General features: G+C 71.8%; 18 protein-coding genes, 2 pseudogenes and 1 riboswitch. Of the genes and pseudogenes, 5 read left to right on the top strand and 15 right to left on the bottom strand.

Annotated elements, in window-relative coordinates; translation table 11 throughout:
• The 4 genes from J7E86_RS19055 to J7E86_RS19070 form a co-directional block, all read right to left on the bottom strand.
• A partial coding sequence (locus tag J7E86_RS19055; RefSeq protein ID WP_374223827.1) for a GntR family transcriptional regulator occupies positions 1-562 on the bottom strand: 562 nt, incomplete at its 3' end.
• Between the two features lie 246 nt (positions 563-808).
• Complete coding sequence (locus tag J7E86_RS19060; protein ID WP_215082908.1) at positions 809-1,612, bottom strand: M23 family metallopeptidase; 804 nt, start codon at positions 1,610-1,612, stop codon at positions 809-811.
• Positions 1,613-1,625: 13 nt separating this feature from the next.
• A riboswitch (cyclic di-AMP (ydaO/yuaA leader) is annotated at positions 1,626-1,782 on the bottom strand.
• Positions 1,783-1,977: 195 nt separating this feature from the next.
• Positions 1,978-3,345 carry a pitrilysin family protein gene (locus tag J7E86_RS19065; RefSeq protein WP_215082924.1) on the bottom strand — a complete coding sequence of 456 codons (1,368 nt, stop codon included), beginning with the start codon at positions 3,343-3,345 and terminating at the stop codon, positions 1,978-1,980.
• Between the two features lie 17 nt (positions 3,346-3,362).
• On the bottom strand, positions 3,363-4,733 hold the full coding sequence (locus J7E86_RS19070) for a pitrilysin family protein (protein WP_215082925.1): 1,371 nt from the start codon (positions 4,731-4,733) through the stop codon (positions 3,363-3,365).
• A gap of 223 nt (positions 4,734-4,956) precedes the next feature.
• On the opposite strand from J7E86_RS19070, the gene J7E86_RS19075 reads away from it, so the two are divergent.
• Positions 4,957-7,413, top strand: a complete 2,457-nt coding sequence (locus J7E86_RS19075) for a DNA topoisomerase (ATP-hydrolyzing) subunit A (RefSeq protein ID WP_215082909.1) — start codon at positions 4,957-4,959, stop codon at positions 7,411-7,413.
• Between the two features lie 85 nt (positions 7,414-7,498).
• On the opposite strand, the gene J7E86_RS19080 is transcribed toward J7E86_RS19075, so the two are convergent.
• Positions 7,499-8,557, bottom strand: coding sequence for a GTP-binding protein (locus J7E86_RS19080; RefSeq protein ID WP_215082910.1), 1,059 nt, complete (start codon positions 8,555-8,557; stop codon positions 7,499-7,501).
• 193 nt (positions 8,558-8,750) lie between these two features.
• On the opposite strand from J7E86_RS19080, the gene J7E86_RS19085 reads away from it, so the two are divergent.
• Positions 8,751-9,656: a sucrase ferredoxin gene (locus tag J7E86_RS19085; protein WP_215082911.1), complete on the top strand. Its 906-nt coding sequence runs from the start codon at positions 8,751-8,753 to the stop codon at positions 9,654-9,656.
• Here the strand turns inward: J7E86_RS19085 and J7E86_RS19090 are convergent.
• The 3 genes from J7E86_RS19090 to J7E86_RS19100 form a co-directional block, all read right to left on the bottom strand.
• Complete coding sequence (locus J7E86_RS19090) at positions 9,640-10,698, bottom strand: ABC transporter substrate-binding protein (protein ID WP_215082912.1); 1,059 nt, start codon at positions 10,696-10,698, stop codon at positions 9,640-9,642. The genes J7E86_RS19085 and J7E86_RS19090 overlap by 17 nt on opposite strands.
• A gap of 99 nt (positions 10,699-10,797) precedes the next feature.
• Entirely contained in the window at positions 10,798-11,646 is an 849-nt protein-coding gene (locus tag J7E86_RS19095; protein WP_251019359.1) for an ABC transporter permease, read from the bottom strand.
• Positions 11,647-11,662: 16 nt separating this feature from the next.
• Positions 11,663-12,526 (bottom strand): ABC transporter ATP-binding protein, encoded by an 864-nt coding sequence (locus J7E86_RS19100; RefSeq protein ID WP_215082914.1) that lies wholly within the window; start codon positions 12,524-12,526, stop codon positions 11,663-11,665.
• A gap of 289 nt (positions 12,527-12,815) precedes the next feature.
• On the opposite strand from J7E86_RS19100, the gene J7E86_RS19105 reads away from it, so the two are divergent.
• Positions 12,816-14,435, top strand: coding sequence for a sensor histidine kinase (locus tag J7E86_RS19105; protein WP_215082915.1), 1,620 nt, complete (start codon positions 12,816-12,818; stop codon positions 14,433-14,435).
• A complete protein-coding gene (locus tag J7E86_RS19110; RefSeq protein ID WP_215082916.1) occupies positions 14,432-15,109 on the top strand; it encodes a response regulator in 678 nt (225 codons plus the stop codon). The genes J7E86_RS19105 and J7E86_RS19110 overlap by 4 nt, the downstream gene beginning before the upstream one ends.
• Positions 15,110-15,154: 45 nt before the next feature.
• Here J7E86_RS19110 and J7E86_RS19115 read toward each other — a convergent pair whose 3' ends face one another.
• Positions 15,155-17,275, bottom strand: a complete 2,121-nt coding sequence (locus J7E86_RS19115) for a type IIA DNA topoisomerase subunit B (RefSeq protein WP_215082917.1) — start codon at positions 17,273-17,275, stop codon at positions 15,155-15,157.
• 442 nt (positions 17,276-17,717) lie between these two features.
• Here J7E86_RS19115 and J7E86_RS19120 point away from each other — a divergent pair, with 442 nt between their 5' ends.
• A complete protein-coding gene (locus tag J7E86_RS19120; protein ID WP_215082918.1) occupies positions 17,718-17,948 on the top strand; it encodes a hypothetical protein in 231 nt (76 codons plus the stop codon).
• Between the two features lie 397 nt (positions 17,949-18,345).
• On the opposite strand, the pseudogene J7E86_RS19125 reads toward J7E86_RS19120, so the two are convergent.
• The 6 genes and pseudogenes from J7E86_RS19125 to J7E86_RS19150 all read right to left on the bottom strand — a co-directional run.
• A pseudogene (locus tag J7E86_RS19125) lies at positions 18,346-19,128 on the bottom strand (trypsin-like serine protease); the annotation flags it as partial.
• 144 nt (positions 19,129-19,272) lie between these two features.
• Positions 19,273-20,823: an RNA polymerase sigma factor gene (locus tag J7E86_RS19130; RefSeq protein ID WP_215082920.1), complete on the bottom strand. Its 1,551-nt coding sequence runs from the start codon at positions 20,821-20,823 to the stop codon at positions 19,273-19,275.
• 430 nt (positions 20,824-21,253) lie between these two features.
• Positions 21,254-22,189, bottom strand: coding sequence for an FCD domain-containing protein (locus tag J7E86_RS19135; protein ID WP_308312640.1), 936 nt, complete (start codon positions 22,187-22,189; stop codon positions 21,254-21,256).
• Positions 22,190-22,335: 146 nt separating this feature from the next.
• Positions 22,336-24,270, bottom strand: a complete 1,935-nt coding sequence (locus tag J7E86_RS19140; RefSeq protein ID WP_215082922.1) for an ATP-binding cassette domain-containing protein — start codon at positions 24,268-24,270, stop codon at positions 22,336-22,338.
• A gap of 195 nt (positions 24,271-24,465) precedes the next feature.
• Complete coding sequence (locus J7E86_RS19145) at positions 24,466-25,227, bottom strand: NUDIX domain-containing protein (RefSeq protein ID WP_215082923.1); 762 nt, start codon at positions 25,225-25,227, stop codon at positions 24,466-24,468.
• Between the two features lie 89 nt (positions 25,228-25,316).
• Positions 25,317-25,554: pseudogene (locus J7E86_RS19150) on the bottom strand (glycogen debranching protein); the annotation flags it as partial.

Consider the following 25,554-nt stretch of genomic DNA (forward strand, 5'->3'; position numbering starts at 1 on the left):
GGGCGGCGGCGACGGCCCGCGCGCGCTCCGCGTCCCCGCGCGCGACGGCGTCGACCAGGGCCGCGCACGCCTCCCACGCGGCCACGGGCCGGGCGGGCGACTCCGGTACGTACACCCAGGCGATCTTGAGCCGGAGCTGGGTGAGAAGGCCCGCGAGGCTGGGGCTGCCGGACGCCTGGGCGAGCGTCTCGTCGAACCAGTCGTCCAAGGGGCGCAGTTCACTGGTCCGCCCGCCCCGGGCACGCTCCTGGCCGAGCCTGACCAGCCCGCGCAGCACCTTCAGATGCGCCTCGGTGCGGCGCTGCGCGGCGCGCGCGGCACCCAGGGGCTCCAGCAGCGACCGGACGTCCAGCAGATCGGCCGCCTCCTGCTCGGTGGGCTCGGCCACGCAGGCGCCCGCGTGGCGGCGCGTGGTCACGAACCCCTCGGAGGCCAGGGTGCGCAGTGCCTCGCGCACGGGCACCCGGGAGACGCCGTAGCGCCGGGCGAGGACCTCCTCGGTGAGCCGGCTGCCGGGCGGGAAGGTGCCGGAGACGATGTCGTCCCGGATCGCCGTGCACACGGCGTGCGTGGAAATGCGGCCGCCGTCCCGCGGTGTTTTCTCATCGCCGTTCACGTACGGCCCCGCATGGGTGAACCTCCGCATTGAACCCCGCTGAACGCGGCTAATTGACGCCTGCTCAGCGACTCTATTGCAGTCGTCCGCAAATTCCGATGGCACCGGAGATCCCGTGGATATGTTTTGGCCAACACGAAGGCCCCGGCCAAGGGGCCGGGGCCTTCGGGAGGCGGTTCCTCGCGGAGCGGGTCAGACGTTGACGCCGTGCGAGCGCAGGTACTCCACCGGGTCGATGTCGGAGCCGTACGAGGGGCCGGTGCGGGCCTCGAAGTGCAGGTGCGGGCCGGTGACGTTGCCGGTGGCGCCGGAGATGCCGATCTCCTGGCCGGCGGTGACCGTCTGGCCGGCGGTGACGCCGATGGACGACAGGTGGCCGTACTGGGTGTAGGTGCCGTCGTTGTGCTGGATGACGACGTTGTTGCCGTACGCGCCGCCCCAGCCGGCCTCGACGACGGTGCCGGCGCCGACGGCGTGCACGGAGGTGCCGGACTCGGCGTGGAAGTCCACACCGGTGTGGCTGCCGGACGACCACAGGCCGCTGGAGGCCTTGTAGGAGGTCGAGACGTAGGAGCCGTCGATCGGCGAGACGTAGGCGTTGAGCTTCTTGCGCTCCTGCTCGCGGGCGACGCGCTCGGCCTCCTTGCGCTCGGCCTCGGCCTTGCGCTCGGCCTCGTCCGCGACCTTCTTGACCTCGGCGGCGTGCTTCTTGGCCGCGGCCTCGGCCTGGAGGCGGGCGTTGGTCTCGTCGGCGGAGCTGCGCTGCACCTCGGCCTGCTCACCGACGCGGTGGCCGGTGTCCTCGCCGATGACGAGGGCCTGGGTCAGGCCGGTGTCGTCGGTGCGCGGAGCGTCGTCGGTGGCCGCGAGCGCCGGAGCGGCGAAGCCGGCGACGACACCGGTGGCCGTCAGGGTGGCTATGCCCGCGATGTTCGCGCCGGTGCGAACGGCGCGGCTCGGACGGCGGTGCTTCCCGGTGGCACGAGTGAACGCCATAGGTGCGGCTATTCCTTTCCTTCCTTCTCGCCTACCGGGTTAGCTGACGGGTTCGGAGCAGGAAGGTCTCCTACGACTCCCTCCGGAAAGGGAACCGATTCACCCCAGGGGACATGTGGGTCCCCGGTTCCCCTGGCTCGCGCCGTGCGGGGATTCGGCGATGGTTGCCCGGGGCCGCGGATGCGACTCACGTCTGACGGACAACCGCCCTGACGCTAGACGCCGCCACTTTCGAACGGCAAACAGAACTCATGTTTTGTGTCGTACACCACACCACAGACGTGCAACCACTCCACTAAATCGGACATAAAGGAGGCGCGCGGGTCTCACCGACCCCGCGCGCCTCCCTGACTTCTGACCGGGCGTCAGCCGGTGATCACCGTCACGTCCCCGATGCCCAGCGCCCGCACGGGCTCCGCGATCTGCGCGGCGTCACCGACGAGAACCGTCACGAGCCGGTCGACCGGGAAGGCGTTGACCGCGGCGGCCGTGGCCTCCACCGTGCCGGTCTCGGCGAGGCGTTCGTACAGCCGCGCCTGGAAGTCGTCCGGCAGGTGCTGCTCGACCTGGTCGGCGAGCGTTCCCGCGACGGCCGCCGCCGTCTCGTACTTCAGCGGCGCGACCCCGACGAGGTTCTGCACGGCGACATCGCGCTCGGCGTCCGTCAGCCCCTCGGCCGCGAGGGTGCGCAGCACGTTCCACAGGTCGTCAAGTGCCGGGCCGGTGGAGGCGGTGTCCACCGAGCCGCTGACGGCCAGCATGGAGGCTCCCGTGCCGTCGGGGGCGGACCGCAGCACCTGGCCGAAGGCGCGCACGCCGTAGGTGTAGCCCTTCTCCTCGCGCAGGACGCGGTCCAGGCGGGAGGTGAGGGTGCCACCGAGGCAGTACGTGCCGAGCACCTGGGCGGGCCACACGCGGTCGTGCCGGTCGGCGCCGATGCGGCCGAGGAGCACCTGCGTCTGGACCGCGCCGGGGCGGTCCACGATCACCACGCGGCCGGTGTCGTCCGCGGTGATCGGCGGCACGGGCCGGGGCTCGGCGGCGGAGCCGGTCCAGGCGCCGAGGGAGTCGGCCAGCGCCGCGTCGAGGTCGATGCCGGTGAAGTCGCCGACGACCACGGCGGTCGCCGTGGCGGGCCGCACATGGGCCTCGTAGAAGGCCCGTACGGCGGCGGCGTCGACGCCCTCGACGCTCTTCTCGGTGCCCTGGCGGGGGCGGGACATCCGCGAGTCGGCCGGGAAGAGCTCCGCCGAGAGGGCAATGGCCGCCCGGCGAGCGGGGTTGGCCAGCTCGTGCGGGATCTCGTCCAGGCGGTTGCGCACCAGCCGCTCGATCTCGCCGTCGGGGAACGCGGGCGCGCGCAGCGCGTCGGCGAGCAGGCCGAGCGCCTTGGCGAGCCGCGAGGCCGGGACCTCCAGGGAGACCCGGACGCCGGGGTGGTCGGCGTGCGCGTCGAGGGTGGCGCCGCAGCGCTCCAGCTCGGCGGTGAACTCCTCGGCGGTGTGCTTGTCGGTGCCCTCGGAGAAGGCGCGCGCCATGATCGTGGAGACGCCCTCCAGCCCGGCGGGCTCGGCGTCCAGGGGCGCGTCGAGGTTGATCTCGACGGCGACGACCTGCTGGCCGGGGCGGTGGCAGCGCAGCACGGTGAGGCCGTTGGGCAGCTCACCGCGCTGGGGGGCGGGGAAGGCCCACGGGGTGGCCTCGCCGGCCTGCGGCTGCGGGTGGTAGGTCATGGTGGCCACGGCGTCGTTCACCGGTCCGTCTCCTCGTCTGCGGCGGCTGCGGCGTCCCGGTCGGTCGCGTCGGCGGCCTCGGGCGCTTGCGGGGCGGTCGGCTCGTACACCAGCACGGCGCGGTTGTCGGGGTGCAGGCGGGCCTTGGCGACGGTCTGCACCTCGTCGGGGGTGATGTCCAGCACGCGCCGCACGGCGGTGAGGGCCAGCTGCGGGTCGCCGAAGAGCACGGCGAAGCGGCACAGTTCGTCGGCCCGGCCACTGACGGTGGCGAGCCGGTCCAGCCACTCGCGCTCCAGCTGGGCCTGGGCGCGCTCCATCTCCTCCGGGGTCGGCCCCTCGGCGGCGAAGCGGGCCAGCTCCTCGTCCACGGCGGTCTCGATGTCGGCCATCTCGGCGCCGCCGGACGTCTTGACGTCCAGCCAGCCCAGGGAGGGCGCGCCGGCGAGCCGCAGCAGACCGAAGCCCGCCGCCACGGCGGTGCGGTCGTGGCGCACGAGGCGGTTGTGCAGCCGGGAGGACTCGCCGCCGCCGAGCACGGTCAGGGCCAGGTCGGCCGCGTCGGCCTCGCGGGTGCCGTCCTGCGGCAGGCGGTAGGCGGCCATCAGGGCGCGGGAGGGGACGTCCTCGCGGATGACCTCGCGCAGCTGCTCCCCCATGACCTCGGGGAGGGAGCCGTCGCGCGGCGGCTGCTTGGCGTCGTGCGCCGGGATGGAGCCGAAGTACTTCTCGATCCAGGCCAGGGTCTGCTCGGGGTCGATGTCACCGACGACCGACAGCACGGCGTTGCCCGGCGCGTAGTACGTGCGGAAGAACGCGCGGGCGTCCTCCAGGGAGGCCGCGTCCAGGTCGGCCATGGAGCCGATCGGGGTGTGGTGGTACGGGTGGCCCTCGGGGTAGGCCATGGCCGTCAGCTTCTCGAAGGCCGTGCCGTAGGGGACGTTGTCGTAACGCTGGCGGCGCTCGTTCTTGACGACGTCGCGCTGGTTCTCCATCGACTCGTCGTCCAGGGCCGTCAGCAGCGAGCCCATCCGGTCGGCCTCGAGCCACAGGGCCAGCTCCAGCTGGTGGGCCGGCATGGTCTCGAAGTAGTTGGTGCGCTCGAAGCTGGTCGTGCCGTTGAGCGATCCGCCGGCGCCCTGGACCAGCTCGAAATGGCCGTTGCCCTTGACCTGGGCCGAGCCCTGGAACATAAGGTGCTCGAAGAGGTGGGCGAGCCCGGTGCGACCCTTGACCTCGTGGCGCGAGCCGACGTCGTACCAGAGGCAGACGGCGGCGACGGGGGTCAGATGGTCTTCGGAGAGCACCACCCGCAGGCCGTTGGCCAGCCGGTGCTCGGTCGCTGTGAGGCCGCCGGAACCGGCCTGTTGCGTGGCCGTGTGACCCATGGGCATGTACGTCCCTTCGATCGCTTGAAATCTCGCGACGTTGCGCGATGACTCGCGTGATGAACAGTCCTGTCACTGTATGCAAGCGTGCTGACATCTGGCGAAGTTCCCGGGACGGAGCGCTCTTACGGACGGGTCGCGGTCGGCGATGTCAGTGGGGCGGTCCACAATGGTCGGCGTCAGATCCCTGCCTCGGCAATCGATCGAAGGAGCCGCAGCCGCGATGGCCCGCCGCAGCACGAAGACCCCGCCGCCGGAGAACTTCGAGGAGCGCATCCTCGACATCGACGTCGTCGACGAGATGCAGGGCTCCTTCCTCGAGTACGCCTACTCGGTCATCTACTCCCGCGCCCTGCCGGACGCCCGGGACGGCCTCAAGCCCGTCCACCGGCGCATCCTCTTCCAGATGAACGAGATGGGCCTGCGCCCCGACCGGGGGTACGTCAAGTGCGCCCGCGTCGTCGGCGAGGTCATGGGCAAGCTGCACCCGCACGGCGACGCGTCCATCTACGACGCCCTGGTGCGCATGGCCCAGCCGTTCTCGATGCGGGTGCCGCTGGTCGACGGACACGGCAACTTCGGCTCGCTGGGCAATGACGACCCGCCCGCGGCCATGCGCTACACCGAGGCCCGGATGGCGTCGGCGACGTCACTGATGACCGAGTCGATCGACGAGGACACCGTCGACTTCTCGCCGAACTACGACGGCAGCGAGCAGGAGCCCGTCACGCTCCCGGCGGCGTACCCCAACCTGCTGGTCAACGGCACGTCCGGGATCGCCGTCGGCATGGCGACGAACATGCCGCCGCACAACCTGGGCGAGGTCATCGCCGCCGCCCGGCACCTGATCCGGCATCCGGGCGCCGACCTCGACACCCTGATGAAGTACATCCCGGGTCCGGACCTGCCCACGGGCGGCCGCATCGTGGGGCTGAGCGGCGTCCGCGACGCCTACGAGACCGGCCGCGGCACGTTCAAGATCCGCGCCACCGTCGCCGTGGAGAGCGTCACGGCCCGCCGCAAGGGCCTGATCGTCACGGAGCTGCCCTTCACGGTCGGTCCGGAGAAGGTCATCTCCAAGATCAAGGACCTGGTCGGCTCGAAGAAGCTCCAGGGCATCGCCGACGTCAAGGACCTCACCGACCGCTCGCACGGCCTGCGGCTCGTCATCGAGATCAAGAACGGCTTCAACCCCGAGGCCGTGCTGGAGCAGCTCTACAAGCTGACGCCGATGGAGGAGTCCTTCGGCATCAACAACGTCGCCCTGGTGGACGGGCAGCCGCTGACACTGGGCCTCAAGGAACTGCTGGAGGTCTACGTCGACCACCGCTTCGAGGTGGTGCGCCGGCGCAGCGAGTTCCGGCGCGGCAAGCGGCGGGACCGGCTGCACTTGGTCGAGGGTCTGCTGGTGGCGCTCGTCGACATCGACGAGGTCATCAGAATCATTCGATCGAGTGAGAACGCCGCGCAGGCCAAGGAGGGCCTGATCGCGCGCTTCTCCCTCTCCGAGGTGCAGACGCAGTACATCCTGGACACCCCGCTGCGCCGCCTGACGAAGTTCGACCGCATCGAGCTGGAGTCGGAGCGCGACAGGCTCACCGGCGAGATCGAGGAGCTGACCCGGATCCTGGAGTCCGACGCCGAGCTGCGCAAGCTGGTCTCGGGCGAACTGGCCGAGGTGGCGAAGAAGTTCGGCACCGACCGGCGCACCGTGCTGCTGGAGTCGGCGGGCGCGCCGGCGTCGGCGGTGCCGCTCCAGGTCGCGGACGACCCGTGCCGGGTGCTGCTCTCCTCCACCGGGCTGCTGGCCCGTACGGCCACGGGTGAGCCGTTCCCGCCGGGCGCGGGCGAGGCCAAGCGCGTGAAGCACGACGTGATCGTCTCGGCGGTGCCCGCGACGGCGCTCGGCGAGGTGGGCGTGGTGACCTCGGCCGGACGGCTGCTGCGGCTGCGGGTGATCGACCTGCCGCAGCTGCCGGAGACGGCGGCGGCGCCCAGCCTGGCGGGCGGTGCCCCGATCTCGGAGTTCCTGTCGCTGGACGACGGCGAGAGCGTGATCTGTCTCACCACGCTCGACGAGTCCTCGCCCGGCCTCGCGATCGGCACGGAGCAGGGCGTCGTCAAGCGTGTGGTCCCCGACTATCCGGCGAACAAGGACGAGCTGGAGGTCATCACCCTCAAGGACGGCGACCGCATCGTCGGCGCGGCCGAGCTGCGCACGGGCGAGGAGGATCTCGTCTTCGTCACCGACGACGCGCAGCTGCTGCGCTATCCGGCGGGCCAGGTGCGGCCGCAGGGCCGTCCGGCGGGCGGCATGGCGGGCATCAAGCTGTCCTCCGGTGCGAAGGTGCTCTCCTTCACCGCCATCGACCCGGCGGCGGACGCCGTGGTCTTCACGGTCGCCGGCGTGGCCGGCACGCTGCTGGGCGCCTCGGAGACGTCGGCCAAGCTGACCCCGTTCGACCAGTACCCGCGCAAGGGCCGGGCGACGGGCGGTGTGCGCTGTCAGCGCTTCCTGAAGGGCGAGGACTGTCTGGTCCTGGCCTGGGCCGGTCTCTCCCCGGGCCGCGCGGCCACGGCGAACGGCACTCCCGTCGACCTCCCGGCCCCCGACCCGCGCCGGGACGGCTCCGGCACGCCGCTGGCGAAGGCGGTCGCCGCGGTGGCGGGTCCGGTATAAGGGGCTTTGCGGGACGCCGGACGGGCGAATCCAGCCCGTCCGGCGTTTGAGGACACGCCCCGAAGGGACGCCCCGTCCACCAGCGTCAAGCCTGCGCGTACCGCAGGACCCCCCACATGCTGTGCTCCTCGGCGTCCTCCGGCGAAACGTGCCGGCAAGCATCGAGCCCGGCCCGCAGGGCCTCCGTGTCGATGCCCGTGCCGATCAGCACCAGCTGCGTCACCGGCTCACGCGTGCCGGGCGCCGCGGAGAAGCGCAGGAAGTCGCCCACCGCGTGCACCGCGTACCGCTTCCGCCGGTGGCCGGCCGCCGCGAAGTGGACGAAGCCCTTGATGCGGTAGAGGCCGGCGGGCCGGTCGTCGAGGAACTCCATGAGCCGGCGCGGATCCATGGGCTCCGCCGAGGTGAAGGAGACGCTGTCGTACGCGGCGTGGAGGTGCCCGCCGTGCTCGTGGCAGCCGTCGCCGCACTCGTGGCCGTCGCCCCGCTCCTCGCGGACGAGGTCCTCGAAGGACAGCTGCCGCACCGCCTCCGCGTGGTCCTCGCGCGGCTTGCGGTCGAAGAGCAGCTCCGGGTCGACGCGCCCGTACGACGCCTCGACGACCGGTGTGCCGGGCCCGAGCCGCCCGAGCTCGGCGCGGACGGCGCGGCGCTCCTCCTCCCCCGCCCGGTCGGCCTTGTTGAGCACGACGAGATCGGCGATGGCCAGGTGCCGGTCGAGCTCGGGGTGCCGGGCGCGGGTGGCGGGGAACTCCGCCGCGTCCACGACCTCGACCAGACCGCCGTAGACGATGCTCGTGTTGTCGCTGGCGAGAATCATGCGGATGAGCTCCTGGGGCTCCGCGAGCCCGCTGGCCTCGATGACGATGACGTCGATCCGGGCGGTGGGGCGGGCGAGCCGGTCGAGGAACCCGTCGAGCTCACTGGTGTCGACGGCGCAGCACAGGCATCCGTTGCCGAGCGAGACCATCGAGTCGACCTGGCCGGCCACGCTCATCGCGTCGATCTCGATACTGCCGAAATCGTTGACGATCACGCCGATCCGGCTGCCCCCGCTCCTGCCCAGCAGGTGGTTGAGCAGGGTGGTCTTGCCGGAGCCCAGGAAGCCCGCGAGCACGATGACCGGGATCTGTCGCTTCGCCAAGGGGACGCCTCCCTCAGATGTTCGGACGCAGCGGGTACCGGCTGCGGCGGGCGGATGATCGTAAGGTCGCCCGCCCCAGGATAGGGGCGGCCCGGCGGGTGGCCCGGGGGCCGTAGGGGATCATGGCCGGTCCGGGCCCCTCCCGGCCGCCCCCGACGGACCGCCTCCACCCAGGCAGGTTAGGCTTACCTTCGTGAGCACGTGCGCGACTGCCTCCCGCCACCTGTCCGAGCCGCTGGCCGCCACCGCCGCCACCGCGCGGACCTGGCTGCTGATCGAGCAGCCGGGCCCATGGGGCACGGACGCGCTCACCTCCAGCCACCTCGACCCGGCGGTCGGCCGGGCCCTGGGCCAAGCCGCCGAGGGCACCGGCGTGCGGATCGCGCTGATCCGGCGCCCCGGCCGGCACGCGGACTGCCACCGGCCCACCGCACAGCGCGTGTACGCGGCCCACACCGCGCCGGGCCGCTCCTGGATCCGTACGACCGACCTCACCGACCCGGCCGCGCTGACGGCGCTCGACCTCGCGGCGCTCGGCGCGGGCGAGCACGGCGGGCTGTGGGAGCCGTACGACGGCGAGCCGCTGGTGTTCGTCTGCACCAACGGCAAGCGCGACCGCTGCTGCGCCCTCCTGGGCCGCCCGCTGGCGGCGGAGCTGGCCGCCGCGGGCGGCACCGACGTCTGGGAGGTCACCCACATCGGTGGCCACCGTTTCTCGCCGACCCTCTTCGTCCTGCCCTACGGCTACGCGTACGGGCGGGTCACCGCGCACGGCGTCAAGGACGTCCTGGAGGCGGTGCGCGACGGCCGGGTCGTGACGGAGAACTGCCGCGGCCGCTCGGCCTGGGAGCGCCCCGCCCAGGCCGCGGAGCTGGCCGTGCGCGAGCTGACCGGCGAGGAGGGCGCCGACGCGCTGGACGTGGCGCGGACCGAGGGCGCGGCGCCCCACTGGTCGGTCACCGTCACCCACACCGACGGCCGGGCCTGGCGGGTCGTCGTCGCTCAGGGCGCCGCCGAGCCGGCCCGCCCCGAGAGCTGCGGCCGGGCGCCCGCCACGCCCGCGCGGATGGACGTCGTGTCCGTCACCCCGCTTCCTTGACGAACTCCGTGGTGTAGGTCTTCTCCAGGTCGACCTTGGCGTTCTTGAGGTTGGGGTTGAAGGACTTGAGGACCTCGTGGACGGTCTTCGGCCCGTCGGCCGGCATCACCCCGTCCTTGGTGAACATCGGCAGGGTGTTCCTGACGGCCTCCGTGTAGAGCTTCCTGTTGCCCTTCGCGTAGTCGTCGGGCATCTTCGCGGCGATCTCCTCCGGGCTGTGCGCGGACATCCACTTGAGGGTCTTCACGAAGGCGTTGGCGAGCTTCTGCACGACCTCCTTGTGGCTGTTCACCCAGCCGGTGTTCATGTAGAGGCTCGACGCGGGGTAGAGCCCGCCGAGCGCGGCCCGCGAGCCCTCGGGGGTGCGCATGTCGACGAGGACCCGGCCCGTGTCCTTGGCGAGGATCTGCGCGACGGTCGGGTCGGTGGTCATGCCGCCGTCGATGGAACCCTGCTGGAGGGCCGCGATGAAGGTCTGGCCGGCGCCCACGGCGACCGGGGTGAACTCGCCGACGTCGACGCCGTTCTTCACGGCGAGGTACTTCGTGAGGAAGTCGGTGGACGAGCCCAGCCCGGTCACCCCGAGCTTCTTGCCCTTGAAGTCCTTGGGCGACGCGATGTCGCCCGCGGCCTTCTTGGAGACGATCTCCACCTCCCCCGGCGTCTGGGCCAGTTGGACCACGGACTCCACCTGCTTGCCCTTCACCTGGAGGTCGAGCGTGTGGTCGTAGAAGCCGACGACGCCGTCGACCTCGCCGGAGACGAGGGCCGTGGTGGCCTGGACGCCGGCGGGCTCGCTCAGGAGCTTGACGGAGACGCCCTCCTCCTGGAAGTAGCCGAGCCGCTGGGTGAGCATGGCCGGCAGGTAGATGACCTTGTCCAGGCCACCGACCATGATCTTGACGGTCTCGCCCTTGGCGGCCTCGAACCGCTTGTCGGCGCTGTTCGCCGACGAGTCGTCGGCGCATCCGGCGAGGGCGAGGCACAAGGACCCCGTGACGGCCGCCGCGCTGACCTTGGCGAGCTTGCTGTAGGGAGGCATCAGCTGATCCTTAACAAGTCGTGACGCATGGAGTGAGCGGATCGGTACGCGTGGGGGGTCGTTCCGATGGTTCGAGCGGCGGGGAGGTACGGGGGTGGGTCAGCGCGAGCCCGGCTGGGCCGGCTTCCAGCGGAAGAGCCGCCTCTCCACGAAGGTCAGCAGCCCCTCCGCGAGCAACGCGACGACGGCCAGGATCACCATGGCGGCGTACACACCGGACGAGTTGAGACTTCCCTGGGACTGGGCGACCAGGAGCCCGATGCCCTGGCTCGCGCCGATGAACTCACCGACGATCGCGCCGATCAGCGCGAAGCCGAAGCTCACGTGCAGGCTGGTGAAGATCCATGAGGTGGCGGACGGGACGACGACCTGAAGCGTCACCCGGCGGTTGCCCGCCCCGAGGATGCGGGCGTTGGCGACGAGGTTGCGGTCCACCTCGCGGGCGCCCTGGAAGGCGTTGAAGAAGACCGGGAAGAACACCAGCACCACGGCGGAGGCGACCTTGGAGGCGGGCCCGAGGCCGAACCAGATCAGGAAGATCGGCGCGAGGACGATGCGCGGCAGCGCGTTGAGGACGTTGATGAACGGGCCGAGGACGTCGGCGAGGAAGCGGACCCGCCCGAGCGCGATGCCGAGCACCACACCGGCGCTGACGCCGATGCCCCAGCCGAGCAGGGCCTCGTAGAGCGTGCACCAGATCTGCTCGCCGAGCGATCCCTGCGCGGTGCCGTGGGCCGTCCACTGCACGATCTGGTCCCAGATCCGCGACGGCATCGAGAAGTTGAACGGATCGATCACCTCGGCGCGGGACATCATCTCCCAGGCCGCCAGCACCACGACGAGCAGCGCCGCCCGCACGGTGTACACCAGCAGCCTCCGCCGGCGTGCGGCGCGGGCCCTGGCTTGCGTGCGGCCTGTGTTGATCTTGCTGAGGGACACAGGTTCCATGAGGACGTCAGGGAAATCAGGCAGCGACATGACCGGCACCCCTCTCGCGCGTGATGCGGACCTCTTCGCCGAGCGAGGACCAGATCTCGCGGTAGATCTCGACGAACTCCGCCTCCAGGCGGATGGTTTCGACCTTGCGCGGTCGCGGCAGCCGGATGGGGAAGACCTCCTTGACGGTGGCCGGCCCGGCGGTCATGACCACGACCTTGTCGGCGAGCGCGATGGCCTCCTCCAGGTCGTGGGTGACGAAGACGACGGACGCCGCCGCCCCGTCCGCGCGGGACGCGCCCCACAGCTCCAGGAGTTCGTCCGACATCAGCGCCCGGGTCTGCACGTCGAGGGCCGAGAACGGCTCGTCCATCAGCAGGATGGCGGGGTCGCACACCAGCGTCTGGGCGAGCGCGACCCGCTTGCGCTGGCCGCCGGAGAGCTGGTGCGGATAGCGGTCCTCGAAGGCCGCGAGCCCCACCCGTCCCAGCCAGTCGCGGGCGCGCTCCCGTGCCCGCGCCTTGGGGACGCCGCGGAAGCGCGGGCCGGCCATCACGTTGGACAGGACCGTGCGCCAGGGGAAGACCGCGTCCTGCTGGAAGACGAAGCCGACCTCCGGCCGGATCCCGGTCACCGGTGTACCGGCGATGAGCACCTCGCCCTCGGTGGGTTCCTCCAGGCCGCTCACGAGCGTGAGGGTCGTGGACTTCCCGCACCCGGTGGGGCCCACGACCGCCACGAACTCGCCCTGTCCTACGGTGAGATCGAGGTCCCGTACGGCCGTGTGCTCCGCGCCCGACGGGGTTCGGAAGATCTTGCTCGCCCCGCGCAGTTCGATCGCCGGGGTGTGGCCGCCCGGTGGGGTGCCGCCGTTCCTGCCGCTGCTCGTCATCGTGGTTCTCCTCTACCGGCTCTTCGGCCACCGCTGTGCGTGGGAGGCGGCCGGTGCTGGAGGCTAGATGTGGCGCGAGAGGCCGAGACAGCCTTGTGAGCGCTGTGCGGCTTGAGCGCACGAACCCTGTTCTGCTCGTTCTGCTCGCGATAGAACAACGAAAGGGCTACAGGACTGGGCCGTGGAACAACGTCCGGCTACGTTCTGTTGATGTTGCACGCACGGAAAGCCGCTGTACCGGAGCCTTTTCGCTCTGAAGTGGGCGGGTGATGACAGGAAAGGGACACACATGCGCCCCCGGTGGCCCCGTCGCGTCTTCGCGCAGGTCCTGCTCGTCCACCTCCTGATCATCACGGGCGTCGCCGGGCTGGCCGCCGGCCTCTTCCTCGCGCCGCTCGCCGCCCAGTTGGACGAACAGGCCGAGCGCCGAGCCCTGGCCATCGCCCAGGCCACGGCCGCCCAGCCCGGCCTCGCCCGGCATGTGCTCGCCGGCCGGCCCAGCGCCGACGGGCCGGTGCAGACCGACGCCGAGCGCATCCGGCTGGCCACGGGCGCCAGTTACGTGGTGGTGGTCGACACCCAGGGCATCCGCTACTCCCACACCACCCCCTCCCGCATCGGCGAGCACGTCAGCACCGACCCGGCGCGGGCGCTGAGCGGACACGACTGGATGGGCACGGGCAAGGGCACCCTCGGCCGTTCCGCGCGCGGCAAGGTCCCGCTGCGCGACACGGAGGGCGCCATCGTGGGAGCCGTCTCCGTCGGCATCGGCTACGACAACGTGCACGCGCTGCTGCTGCACGCCGTGCCGGGCATCCTGGCGTACGCGGGCGCCGCGCTCGGCGCCGGCGCCCTGGCGGCCATCGCCGTCTCGCGGCGGCTGCGCAAGCGCACCCACGGCATCGAACTCGCCGAGATATCCACCCTCCTGAACGAGCGTGAGGCCATGCTGCACGGCATCCGCGAGGGCGTCGTCGCCCTCGACCGGCGCGGCCGCGTCCGCCTCGTCAACGACGAGGCCCAACGGCTGCTGGGACTCGGGACGGACGCCATCGGGCGGCCGCTGGACGCCATCCTGCCGCCCGGCCGGACCACCGACGTCCTCGCGGGGCGCGTGAGCGGTACGGATCTGCTCACCGTCCGGGACGGCCGGGTCCTGGTCGCCAACCGGATGAACACCTCCGACGGCGGCACGGTGGCGACCCTGCGCGACCGCACCGAACTGGAACAGCTGCGCCGGGAGTTGGACGGTACCCGCGGCCTGACCGACGCCCTGCGCGCCCAGGACCACGAGCACGCCAACCGGATGCACACCCTCATGGGGCTGCTGGAACTGGGCCTGCACGAGGAGGCCGCCGATTTCGTGGCGGAGGTGACGGGCGCGCACCGGGCGACCGCCGAGCAGGTCACCGAGCGGGTGCGCGACCCGCTGGTCAGCGCGCTGCTGGTGGGCAAGAGCGCGGTCGCGGCGGAGCGCGGTGCGGCGCTGCGGGTGAGCGCGCGGACATGGCTGCCCGACCGGGTGGTGGACCCGCGCGACCTGGTGACGGTGCTCGGCAATCTCGTGGACAACGCCCTGGACGCCGCGACCGGGCACGCCCGGGAGGGCCGGGAGGACGTCCCGTGGGTGGAAGTGGAACTGCGGGCGAAGGGCTGCACCCTCCTCGTGCAGGTCACGGACAACGGTCCGGGCGTGCCGGCGGCGGCCGGGGAGCTGGTGTTCACGGACGGCTGGACGACCAAGGAATCGCCCCCGTACCGCCGCAGGGGGCTCGGACTCGCGCTCGTACGGCGGCTGGCGGAACGGTACGGCGGCTCGGCGCGAGCCGGTGAACGGGAAGGTGGTGGCGCCGTGTTCACCGTGGAACTGCCCGAAGCACTGCGCTCACTCGAAGGGGTGAAGAGATGATCGATGTCCTCGTCGTGGACGACGACTTCCGTGTCGCGGAGATCAACGCCGCGTACGTCAGGCGGGTCGACGGCTTCCGGGTCGGTGCCACGGTCCACAACGCCGCGCAGGCCATGGCCGTCCTGGAGCGGGGCGGCATCGATCTGGTGCTGCTGGACCACTTCCTGCCGGACGAGACGGGACTGTCCCTGGTCCGCCGCATCCGGCAGCGCGGCCATCTGACCGACGTGATCATGGTGACGGCCTCGCGCGACATCGCGACCGTACAGGCGGCGATGTGTTACGGCGCCCTGCAGTACCTCGTCAAGCCGTTCACCTTCCCCGGGCTGCGGGTGAAGCTGGAGGCGTACGCACAGCTGCGCCGGACCCTCGACGACGCGGACGAGGCCGGCCAGGACCAGGTCGACCGGATCTTCGGCACGCTGCGGACCGCGGTGACCAGCACGCCGCTGCCCAAGGGGCACTCGGCGCCGACGGCGGAACTGATCCGCCGGGTGCTGTCGGACGCGGCGCGCCCGCTGTCGGCACACGAGGTCGCCGCCCGGTCGGGGCTGAGCCGTTCGACCGCGCAGCGCTACCTCAAGCGGCTGGAGGAGTCCGGCCGGCTCAGCCTCACGCTACGGTACGGGGAGACGGGCCGCCCGGAGCACCGCTACGCGTGGGCGGCGGGCTGAGCGGGCGGCCGCGGCCCGGGCAGGAGGCCCCGCCCGGGCGGGCGGTCAGGCGTCGATGCGCGAGCGGTCCAGCGTGGCCGCCGAGTTGGTGATGAACTCCTTGCGCGGCGCGACCTCATTGCCCATGAGCAGGTCGAACGCGCGCTCCGCCGCCTCCAGGTCGCTGATGTTGATCCGCCGCAGGGTGCGGTGGCGCGGGTCCATGGTGGTCTCCGCGAGCTGGTCGGCGTCCATCTCGCCCAGGCCCTTGTAGCGCTGGATGCTCTCCTTGTACGGGACGTTCCTGCGCCCCAGGTCCAGCAGCGTCTGGCGCAGCTCGGCGTCGGAGTAGGTGTAGATGTACTTGTCCTGCCCCTTCTTGGGGCGGGTGAGCTCGACCCGGTGCAGCGGGGGCACCGCCGAGAAGACGCGCCCCTCCTCGACCATGGGCCGCATGTAGCGCTGGAAGAGCGTCAACAGCAGACAGCGGATGTGCGCGCCGTCCACATCGGCGTCGGCGAGGAAGATCACCTTGCCATAGCGCGCGGCGTCGATGTCGAAGGTCCGGCCGGACCCGGCTCCTATGACCTGGATGATCGAGCCGCACTCGGCGTTCTTCAGCATGTCGGAGACCGACGACTTCTGGACATTGAGGATCTTGCCGCGGATCGGCAGCAGGGCCTGGAACTCGGAGTTCCGCGCCAGCTTCGCCGTGCCCAGCGCCGAGTCGCCCTCGACGATGAACAGCTCGCTGCGCCCGACGTCGTCGCTGCGGCAGTCGGCCAGCTTGGCGGGCAGCGAGGAGGACTCCAGGGCGGTCTTCCGCCGCTGGGCCTCCTTGTGCTGCCGGGCGGCGATGCGCGTACGGGCCGCCGCGACGGCCTTCTCCAGCACCGCCCGCGCCTGCTGCTTGGCGTCGCGCTTGGTGGAGGTCAGGAACGCCTTGAGCTCCTTGGCGACCACATTGGCCACGATCCGGGAGGCCGCCGAGGTGCCGAGGACCTCCTTGGTCTGCCCCTCGAACTGCGGCTCGGCCAGCCGGACGGTCACCACCGCCGTGAGGCCCTCTATGGCGTCGTCCTTGACGACGTCGTCCTCGGCGACGCGCAGCAGCTTGGAGGAGCGCAGCACCTCGTTGACCGTCTTGGTGAGCGACCGCTCGAATCCGGCCACGTGCGTGCCGCCCTTGGGGGTGGCGATGATGTTGACGAAGGACTTCACGTTCGTGTCGTAGCCGGTGCCCCAGCGCAGGGCGATGTCCACGGCCAGTTCGCGGGTGACCTCGGTCGGCGTCATGTGGCCGCGGTCGTCGAGGACCGGCACGGTCTCCTTGAAGGTGCCCTGCCCGGTCAGCCGCAGCACGTCGCAGACGGCCTTGTCCTGGGCGAGGTACTCGCAGAACTCGCTGATGCCGCCGTCGTAGCGGAAGACCTCCTCGGTGGGGCCCGTGCCGTCGAGGTCGCGCTCGTCGCGGACGACGAGGGTCAGGCCCGGCACGAGGAACGCCGTCTGCCGGGCGCGCCCGTAGAGGGTCTCCAGGGAGAGCTTGGCGTCCTTGAGGAAGATCTGGCGGTCCGCCCAGTAGCGGACGCGGGTGCCGGTGCGGGCCTTCGGCACCTTCTTGCCCTTGAGCAGACCGTTGGCGGGGTCGAAGGGGGCGTCGGGGCCGGACTCGGTGAAGATGCCGGGCACGCCGCGGCGGAAGCTGATCGAGTGGGTCCGGCTGTTCCGGTCGACCTCGACGTCCAGGCGGGCGGAGAGCGCGTTGACGACCGAGGCGCCGACGCCGTGCAGGCCGCCGGAGGCCGCGTAGGAGCCGCCGCCGAACTTTCCGCCGGCGTGCAGCTTGGTCATGACGACCTCGACGCCGGAGAGCCCCGTCTTGGGCTCGACGTCCACGGGGATGCCGCGGCCGTTGTCCCGCACCTCCACGGATCCGTCGTCGTGGAGGATCACGTCGATCCGGTCGCAGTAGCCGCCCAGGGCCTCGTCGACGGAGTTGTCGATGATCTCCCAGAGGCAGTGCAGTAGGCCGCGGCTGTCGGTCGAGCCGATGTACATGCCCGGCCGTTTGCGGACGGCCTCCAGCCCCTCGAGGACGAGCAGGTGCCGCGCGGTGTAGTTGGAGCCGTCCCGGTCTGCCCCGGTCAGCAACGCAGTGGACGGCACGGACATATCGGCGGTCACGCGGTTCGCTCCTCGCTGAATTTCTTTTTTGCCCGGGTCGGGCACAGTGGTGGCTCGGTCGCCGTTCAGAGGGTACCGAGGCCAGGTAGAGCCTTTGTGCAGCCACCCGGGGGAACGCCCATGCTAGTCCAGTATCGATCGCTTGTTCGATGACACGTTGGAGTGACGTGCACATCACGTTCCCTTGGAGGCATGAACCATTTAGGCTCCGGGCACGTCCTCAAGAACAACCCGGCAAGCCGGCCGGGAGGACGAAAGCCCCCAGCGACGTGAAACCGTAAGCCCACGCACTACGGCTCATTCGCCGCCAACCGTCAAGATCCAACCCACCGGAACTTCTCCGGGAAGGAAGTTTCGAGGAAAAGCCGCGAGCGGGAACGTTTTCGGCCTGGTTGGATGTTGACCCTGGTACGACAGCTCGTCGAGCTAGAGAAGAGGCGACGTGACTACTGTTCTGACCCCCGCGAGCCCGCTGACGGCCGCTGACCGCTGCGACCGGTGCGGCGCTCAGGCTTACCTGCGCGTCGTTCTCATGAGCGGCGGCGAACTGCTCTTCTGCGCCCACCACGGGCGTAAGTTCGAGCCAGAACTCAAGAAGATCGCCGCGGAGATACAGGACGAGACGGAGCGGCTCACCGCCCCTCCGGCGTCCGTGTCCGACGAGGACCGTTGAGTCCGCAATGGAACGCTGACACATCGCATCCGACGACGAGCGAGGTCCGGCCATCCAGGGCCGGGCAGCCGCGGGCGGCCACCCCCACCGGGGAGGCCGCCCGCTCTCGTACGCTCAGCCGCCTCTGAGCACCCGGGCGCCACGCGCGACACCCCCTCACAGGCCCTCACCGGCGTCACCACGGCCTCGCGGGTGACAGCCGGGCGCCCTGCTTCCAGGCGACCGGCAGACCTCGTGAGAGGCGCTTGTGCGAGCTCGGAGGGATCGCGGGCCGCTCGGCCGGCCGTGCGGGGGCCGCGACGCTCGCCGGTACGGCGCCGGCCGGCGGCGCGGCCGGGGGCGGTGCGGCCGGCTCCGCGGGCTTCGCGGCGTCGGTGGCGTGCGCCTTCACCAGCGGGATGACCGCCGAGATCCGCGTGTACACCCCCGGGTGACCGGCCTGAGCACAGCCGCTCCCCCAGGACACCAGGCCCACCAGGCGCCCCCGCACCACCAGCGGCCCGCCGCTGTCCCCCTGGCAGGCGTCCCTGCCACCGCCTGGCAGCCCCGCACACAGCATCGTCGCCGCGCGGTACACACCCTCCGTGCTCCCCGGGTAGGCGCGCTCGCACACGGGATCCGCGAGGATGAGCAGCCCCGCCGCCCGCAGGTTGTCCGAGTAGGTGCCGTTGCCGATCTTGTCGCCCCAGCCGTAGACCGTGGCCTCCGTGCCCGCCCGGTAGGCGGGGTCGTTCGCCGGCGCCATCGTGATGACGCTCGCTCGCGGCACGGGGTCCTTCAGCGTGAGCACGGCCAGGTCGCCGGCGTTGGTCCCGGGGTCGAAGGCCGGGTTGACCCAGGTCTCGCTCAGCTCCACTTCCCTCCCCGTCACGCCCTGCAGATCGTCGCGGCCGACGATGACCCGCAGGTCCTTCATCTCGCTGACGTCCCCACCGAGCACCTCACGGCTCAGACAGTGCGCCGCGGTGACCACGGTCCGGGCCGCCACCAGAACTCCGCCGCAGAACTGACCCGAACGGGCGGGGCCGAACCGCTGACGGCTCGACAGGGCCACCGCCCAGGGCGCCTCCGCGGCGCGTACGGACTGGCCGCCCACGACGCCGCGGTCCGCCGAGGCGGGAGCGGGCGCCGCCAGCAGCAGGGCGACGGCGCCGACCAGTGGGTAGCTCAGCGAACGCATGCAGTCTCCTGACCGTATGGAGTTCCTTGCACACCCAGGGTCGACCCGCGCGGCGATCACCGCATCCGGAGAGCCCGAAGGCCCGGCACCTCCGTGAGGGGTGCCGGGCCTTCGGTCCGGGACGATCCGATGGAATTCCGCAGGTCAGTCCAGGTAGTCGCGCAGAACCTGCGAACGCGACGGGTGACGCAGCTTCGACATCGTCTTGGACTCGATCTGACGGATGCGCTCACGCGTCACCCCGTAGACCTTGCCGATCTCGTCGAGCGTCTTGGGCTGGCCGTCGGTGAGGCCGAAGCGCATGGAGACCACGCCCGCCTCACGCTCGCTGAGCGTGTCCAGGACGGAGTGCAGCTGCTCCTGCAGGAGCGTGAAGCTGACCGCGTCGGCCGGCACGACCGCCTCGGAGTCCTCGATGAGGTCACCGAACTCGCTGTCGCCGTCCTCACCCAGGGGGGTGTGGAGGGAGATCGGCTCACGGCCGTACTTCTGGACCTCGATGACCTTCTCCGGGGTCATGTCGAGCTCCTTGGCCAGCTCCTCCGGGGTGGGCTCGCGGCCCAGGTCCTGGAGCATCTGGCGCTGGACACGCGCGAGCTTGTTGATGACCTCGACCATGTGCACCGGGATACGGATGGTGCGGGCCTGGTCGGCCATCGCGCGCGTGATGGCCTGGCGGATCCACCAGGTCGCGTACGTGGAGAACTTGTAACCCTTGGTGTAGTCGAACTTCTCGACCGCACGGATCAGACCGAGGTTGCCCTCCTGGATGAGGTCCAGGAAGAGCATGCCGCGGCCGGTGTAGCGCTTGGCCAGGGAGACCACCAGTCGGAGGTTGGCCTCCAGCAGGTGGTTCTTGGCGCGGCGCCCGTCCTCGGCGATGATCTCCAGCTCGCGCTTGAGCTTGGGCGCGAGCTTGTCGGAGTTCGCCAGCTTGTCCTCGGCGAACAGGCCCGCCTCGATCCGCTTGGCGAGCTCGACCTCCTGCTCCGCGTTGAGGAGGGGGACCTTACCGATCTGCTTGAGGTAGTCCTTGACCGGGTCGGCGGTGGCGCCGGCCACCGCGACCTGCTGCGCGGGGGCGTCGTCCTCGTCGTCGTCGGACAGGACGAAGCCCTTGTTCTCGCCGGTCTCGTCCTCCTCCTCGCCGCCCTTGCCCGGGGTGGGCGTCTCTTCGACGATCTCGTCGTCGAGGAGCTCGTCGGCGTCCTTCTTGGAGGCGGTCTTCTTGGCCGCTGTCTTCTTGGCGGTGGCCTTCTTGGCCACCGTCTTCTTGGCCGCCGTCTTCTTGGCGGCGGTCTTCTTGGCGGGCGACCCCACGGCCTCGTCGCTCTCGCCGTCGTACGCCCCGGGGGCGGACGTGGCGGACGCGGTCTGCCTGGCCGTGACCGTCTTGGAGGCGACGGCCTTGGTGGCGGTGCGCTTCGCCGGGCTCTTCGCTGCGACGCTCTTGCGGGTGCGCTTGGGCGCCTCGGCGGCACTGACCATCAGCGTCACACCCTCCTCGTCGAGGACCTGGTTGAGGCTGCGCAGAACATTCTTCCACTGGGTTGGCGGAATCTGGTCAGCCTCGAAGGCCCGACGCACGTCGTCGCCGGCGATCTGCCCCTCGGCCTTTCCCTGCTCGATGAGCGCCATCAGAGACTCGGATTCGGCGATCTCCGGCGGGAGCGTACGGGATGTGCTGGCCGACACGAACAACCTCTCGGAACGATGGAAACGGCTTCCGGCCCCGGTCCGCTCTGACGGCGAACCGGTTCCGACGACCGCCGGCAAGGATGAACCGACGGCGCGGGTGGTGAGTGCAGAGGGACAGCACCTCGGACAAGGCCCGTATTCCCTCAGCGGCTACCACCTCTTTAGTCATCGCACTGCCTCGAAGAGCGTTACGCCCAATCCTCGTGGCCCGAGTCACACCGCATAACGGAGTGAAAGACCGCTTAGTCGGGCAGAACATCCCTCAACGCCCCGGCCGAGCCCGGGGGACGCCTCGCGCCGCAGGCTTCCGCAACGGCTCGCGCGCACGGCCCGACGTGCGGCCGTACGCGCGAGCCCTGTCCACGGTCCCGCACCCGCGGCCCGTCCGCACGCCCCCCGCCCGTGCCGTCCCACTCCTCTCGCGCGGTCAGTGCTCGCGCGGGGCGGGCACCACGCGCTCGACGTCCGGGTGGGCGGTGAGCAGCTGCCGCATGGCGGTCTCCGCCCCGGCGGCGTCACCGGCGCCGACGGCGTCGACGATCCGCAGGTGGTGGCCGACCCCGGCCTCGCTGGGGCGGTCACAGCCGCCCGAGGGCGCGCCCGAGACGTGCAGCGCGGAGGAGACGATGCCCGAGAGGTGTTCGAGCATGCGGTTGCCGGCGACCTGGAGGAGCAGCGAGTGGAACTCGGCGTCGGCGCGGGCGAAGGTGAGCGAGTCGCCCTGGGCCAGTGCGTGGCCCATGATCTCGGCCATGTCGGCGAGGCGCTGCTGGACGTCCTCGCGGCCGTGACCGGCGGCGAGGCGGGCGGCGAGGGGCTCGATGGTCCAGCGCAGCTCGCACAGCTCGCGGCGCTGGTCATCACGCTGGGGGCCGAAGGCCCGCCACTCGATGATGTCCGGGTCGAGGAGGTTCCAGTCGCTGACGGGGCGGACGCGGGTGCCGACGTTGGGGCGCGCGCTGACCAGGCCCTTGGCCTCCAGGACGCGCAGGGATTCACGGACGACGGTGCGGGAGACCTCGAAGCGCTGCCCGATCTCCTCCGGGACGAGGGGGCGGTCGGCCCCCAGGTCCCCGGAAACGATCATCTGGCCCAGCTGCTGCACGAGCTGGCCGTGCAGGCCCCGGCCCCGGCTGCCGGCCGCGCGCCGGCCCCGGCTCAGTTCCGCCTCGCCGTCCCAGGCGGGCAGGGCTCCGCGGTCGGCCCCGGGGGCCTCCGCATAGGAGTAACGGTCTAGCTCGCCCGGGCCGGACAGGCCGGAGTCGGCGGGGCGAGCCGCGGTCATCATGGTGTGCGCAAGGGTACTCACGCCTCCTTTGTCGGCGACACCTCCAACTGCCTTGAGGTCTTTGGTGAAAAGCACACGAAAGGGTGATCGCCCATTACCTCACAATTGACGACGAACCAGACAGAATCGGGCACTCTCCGGGGCTGATCGACTGCGGAGCGTGACGACTCTTACGCCGAGTCGCCCTGCCGTCCGAGGGGTGGGGGCGGGGGTCGGCGGCCTCATCTCGGCCGCCCGCGGAACATGGCCAGGACGTACGCGCCGAGGAGCGCGGTCAGCGACAGCGCGAGCGCCCAGCCGACGGGCTGGGAGACCAGCCGCAGGGCCGCCGAGACGCCCTGGTCCATTCCGGTCGGCCACTGCACCACGGCCGCCGAGCGCAGCCGCTCCGGGAGCCCCGCCAGCGACCGGGCCGCCGGCTCGGCCAGCACGCCGCCCAGCACCGGGACCACCAGGGTCGGCACCGCCAGCACCGCCACCAGCCCCAGGGCGGTGGACCGGAACAGCCCGGCGGCGAGCAGCCCGGCCCAGGCGCAGCCCAGGGTCAGCCCGGCCCAGCCCAGGAGCGCGACCTCCCAGTCGCCGGCGAGGCCCATGGCGATGTCGCCGAAGAGCAGGCCCACCGCGGCCGCGTCGAGGGCGACCGCGACGAGGGCGAGCAGCACGGCGGCGGCGGCCGTGACCAGGAGCTTGGCGCAGAGCAGGCCCAAGCGGCGCGGGACGGTGCCCTGGTCGGGGGCGAGCGCCGGGTAGCGGAACTCCTGGCCGAAGGAGAGCGCCCCCAGGAGCCCGGCGCCGAAGGCCGCCGGCGGCAGCGGCAGCATCGACGGCCAGCCGGTGAACAGGCGTGGCTCCGGCGATCCGGTCCGGGCGAGCAGCACGGAGGCGAGGAGCGAGCTCGCGAGCGCCGCGGCGGCCACGACCCAGCCGGTGCGCACGCCCGTGGCACGGCGGAACTCGTAGCGCAGCGGCCAGGCGGGGTCGGGCGCCGAGAGGGGCCGGAGACGGGGCAGCGGGACGGGCTGCACGGAGGCGCCGGGCGCGACGGGGCGCTGGTCCTCACCCGGGGGCGCGGCGGTCTCTTCTGCCGGCGCGGCGCCTGGCCCCGGGGCCTCTGCGAGCTCTTCCGTGACCGTCGCGCCGGGCTGGGGGGTGAGAGCCGCGTCGGGCAGGCCGGGGTCGGTCGCGGTGGCTTCCGGCGGAACGGCGGTGGCGGAGCGTCGGCCGCGGGGCCGTCTTCCGTCGGCGCGCGGCAGGGGGGTGACGGGGCCGGTGTCGCCGTTCTCCTCGGTCAGGCGGTGGATGAGGATGCCGTGGCGGTAGGCGGCGTCGCCGATGGCCGCGCAGGTGCTGTTGTAGACCGACAGCCGGCTGCCGCCCTCGCGGACGATCTCGATCGACGGGCTGCCGGTGGCGGCGCTCGCGGTGCGGGCCTCGGCGGCGAGGAGGTGGGCGAGACGGCCCGCGTGGGGCGAGCGCACGACGACGCGGGGCCGCAGCCGGGTGCGGGCGAAGACGTCGACGGCCTGGTCCGCGACGAGGCGGCCGCGGTCGATGGTGACGACCTGGTCGGCGATCCGGGCGGCCTCCTTGGGATCACGGGAGGTGACGAGGACGGCGCCGCCCTGGGCCGCATAGCCGCGCAACACTCCGTGGAGCCAGGCGGTCTCCCGGGGGGAGAGCCCGTGCGCGGGCTCGTCGAGGACCAGGGTGTGCGGGTCGCCGAGGAGTGCCGCGGCCAGGCCGAGGCGGCGGTCCATGCCGAGCGAAAAGTCGCCGATGCGCTGGTCGGCGAGGCCGCTGAGGCCGACGACCTCCAGGACGTCGTCGGCGCGCGCGGCGGGGACGCCGGCCGCGGCGCTGAGCATCCGCAGGTGGCCGCGGGCGCTACGGGCGGGGTGGCCGGGGACGTCGCCGAGCAGCACGCCGATCTCGCGGGTCGGGTGGGGGACCCGGTCGAGCGTGCGGCCCTGGAAGAGCGCGACGCCGTGGCCGGGGTCGATGCGGAGGATCAGGCGCAGGGCGCTGGTCTTGCCGGCCCCCTGGGGGCCGAGCAGGACGGTGACACGCCCGGGGCGGGCCTCGAAGGTGAGGTCGTCGACGGCGAGGGGCTGGTTGCGGCGGGGGGCGCTGGTCAGTCCGATGGCCTGGATCATCGCTTCTCTCGCAGGGCGTGAGACGGCTCGGCGGCGGGACGCGTGGGAGCACGAGGACGTACCGCAGCACCGTAACCCGGTATGTCCTATTTGCTACGCAACGCACGCATACGCCGTCGCCGTGTCCCGCCCTATGGGCCCTGCCCCGGCGGTCCTGCCCCGATCGCCCCAGCGGCTCCTCCCCAGCGGCGGCTCCTACGCCTCGGGCCGCAGCATCGGCGGGTTCAGCAAGGTGGCGCCACCCGCGCGGAACAGCTGGGCCGGGCGTCCGCCCTGACGCGTCGTCGTGCCGCCGGTGGGCACGAGGAAGCCGGGCGTACCGGTCACCTTGCGGTGGAAGTTGCGCGGATCCAGCACCACGCCCCAGACCGCCTCGTACACCCGGCGCAGCTCGCCGACCGTGAACTCCTGCGGACAGAAGGCGGTGGCCAGCGAGGAGTACTCGATCTTGGAGCGAGCCCGCTCGACCCCGTCCGCGAGGATGCGGGCGTGGTCGAAGGCGAGCGGCGCCACCTGCTCGCCCTCGCGGCCGTAGCCCACCTCCTGGTCCAGCAGGTCCTCCACGGGCGCCCAGCGCACGCTGCGGGCGTCGCCGCCGGGGCGCGGGGCGGGGAGGTCGGGCGCGAGGGCGAGGTGCGCCACGCTGACCACCCTCATCCGGGGATCGCGCTTGGGGTCACCGTAGGTGGCGAGCTGTTCGAGGTGGGCGGCGTTGGGCAGGACCGGCCCGCTGGGGTCGTGCGCGTGCAGTCCGGTCTCCTCGGCCAGCTCGCGCGCGGCCGCCGTCGCGAGGTCCTCATCGCCTCGCACGAATCCGCCCGGCAGGGCCCAGCGGCCCTGATACGGGGGCTCGCCGCGGCGGACGGCCAAGGCGCACAACGCGTGGCGGCGCACCGTCAGCACGACCAGGTCGACAGTGACAGCGAAGGGCGGAAAGGCCGACGGGTCGTAGGGCATGACGCGATCATAGTCGTCTTCCTGACGATAAACAGGGTCTTGAGCACGCCCCGCACGCGTCCCGTCGGAGAGTCGCGCGCGCATCGCCCTCACACCCCCAACTGCAGGCCATCGGCCGCTTCCTCGACCATGCCGAGCCCGAGCCTGCTGATCCGCACCGCGAACGGCTGCTCGGCGACGCGCAGCCCGGTGAACCGCAGGGCGCCGAGGGGCGCGGTGCGCAGCGGGCGGACGGCCACACTCCCCGTCGGCACGTCGGGGCGTACTCCGGCGAGCGCGGTCAGCAGCTGCACCGCGCCCGCGGCGGCGACCGCCGCCGGCCGGCAG

Origin of the sequence: Streptomyces sp. ISL-11 (genome assembly GCF_018614525.1) — a bacterium.
GTDB lineage: Bacteria > Actinomycetota > Actinomycetes > Streptomycetales > Streptomycetaceae > Streptomyces.

Excerpts from the sequence above, each read along its gene's own strand:
- J7E86_RS19140 (WP_215082922.1), bottom strand. The coding sequence starts at position 24,270 with ATGATCCAGGCCATCGGACTGACCAGCGCCCCCCGCCGCAACCAGCCC.
- J7E86_RS19075 (WP_215082909.1), top strand. The coding sequence starts at position 4,957 with ATGGCCCGCCGCAGCACGAAGACCCCGCCGCCGGAGAACTTCGAGGAG.
- J7E86_RS19110 (WP_215082916.1), top strand. The coding sequence starts at position 14,432 with ATGATCGATGTCCTCGTCGTGGACGACGACTTCCGTGTCGCGGAGATC.
- J7E86_RS19090 (WP_215082912.1), bottom strand. The coding sequence starts at position 10,698 with ATGCCTCCCTACAGCAAGCTCGCCAAGGTCAGCGCGGCGGCCGTCACG.
- J7E86_RS19060 (WP_215082908.1), bottom strand. The coding sequence starts at position 1,612 with ATGGCGTTCACTCGTGCCACCGGGAAGCACCGCCGTCCGAGCCGCGCC.
- J7E86_RS19095 (WP_251019359.1), bottom strand. The coding sequence starts at position 11,646 with ATGGAACCTGTGTCCCTCAGCAAGATCAACACAGGCCGCACGCAAGCC.
- J7E86_RS19100 (WP_215082914.1), bottom strand. The coding sequence starts at position 12,526 with ATGACGAGCAGCGGCAGGAACGGCGGCACCCCACCGGGCGGCCACACC.
- J7E86_RS19070 (WP_215082925.1), bottom strand. The coding sequence starts at position 4,733 with ATGGGTCACACGGCCACGCAACAGGCCGGTTCCGGCGGCCTCACAGCG.
- J7E86_RS19105 (WP_215082915.1), top strand. The coding sequence starts at position 12,816 with ATGCGCCCCCGGTGGCCCCGTCGCGTCTTCGCGCAGGTCCTGCTCGTC.
- J7E86_RS19145 (WP_215082923.1), bottom strand. The coding sequence starts at position 25,227 with ATGCCCTACGACCCGTCGGCCTTTCCGCCCTTCGCTGTCACTGTCGAC.
- J7E86_RS19065 (WP_215082924.1), bottom strand. The coding sequence starts at position 3,345 with ATGACCTACCACCCGCAGCCGCAGGCCGGCGAGGCCACCCCGTGGGCC.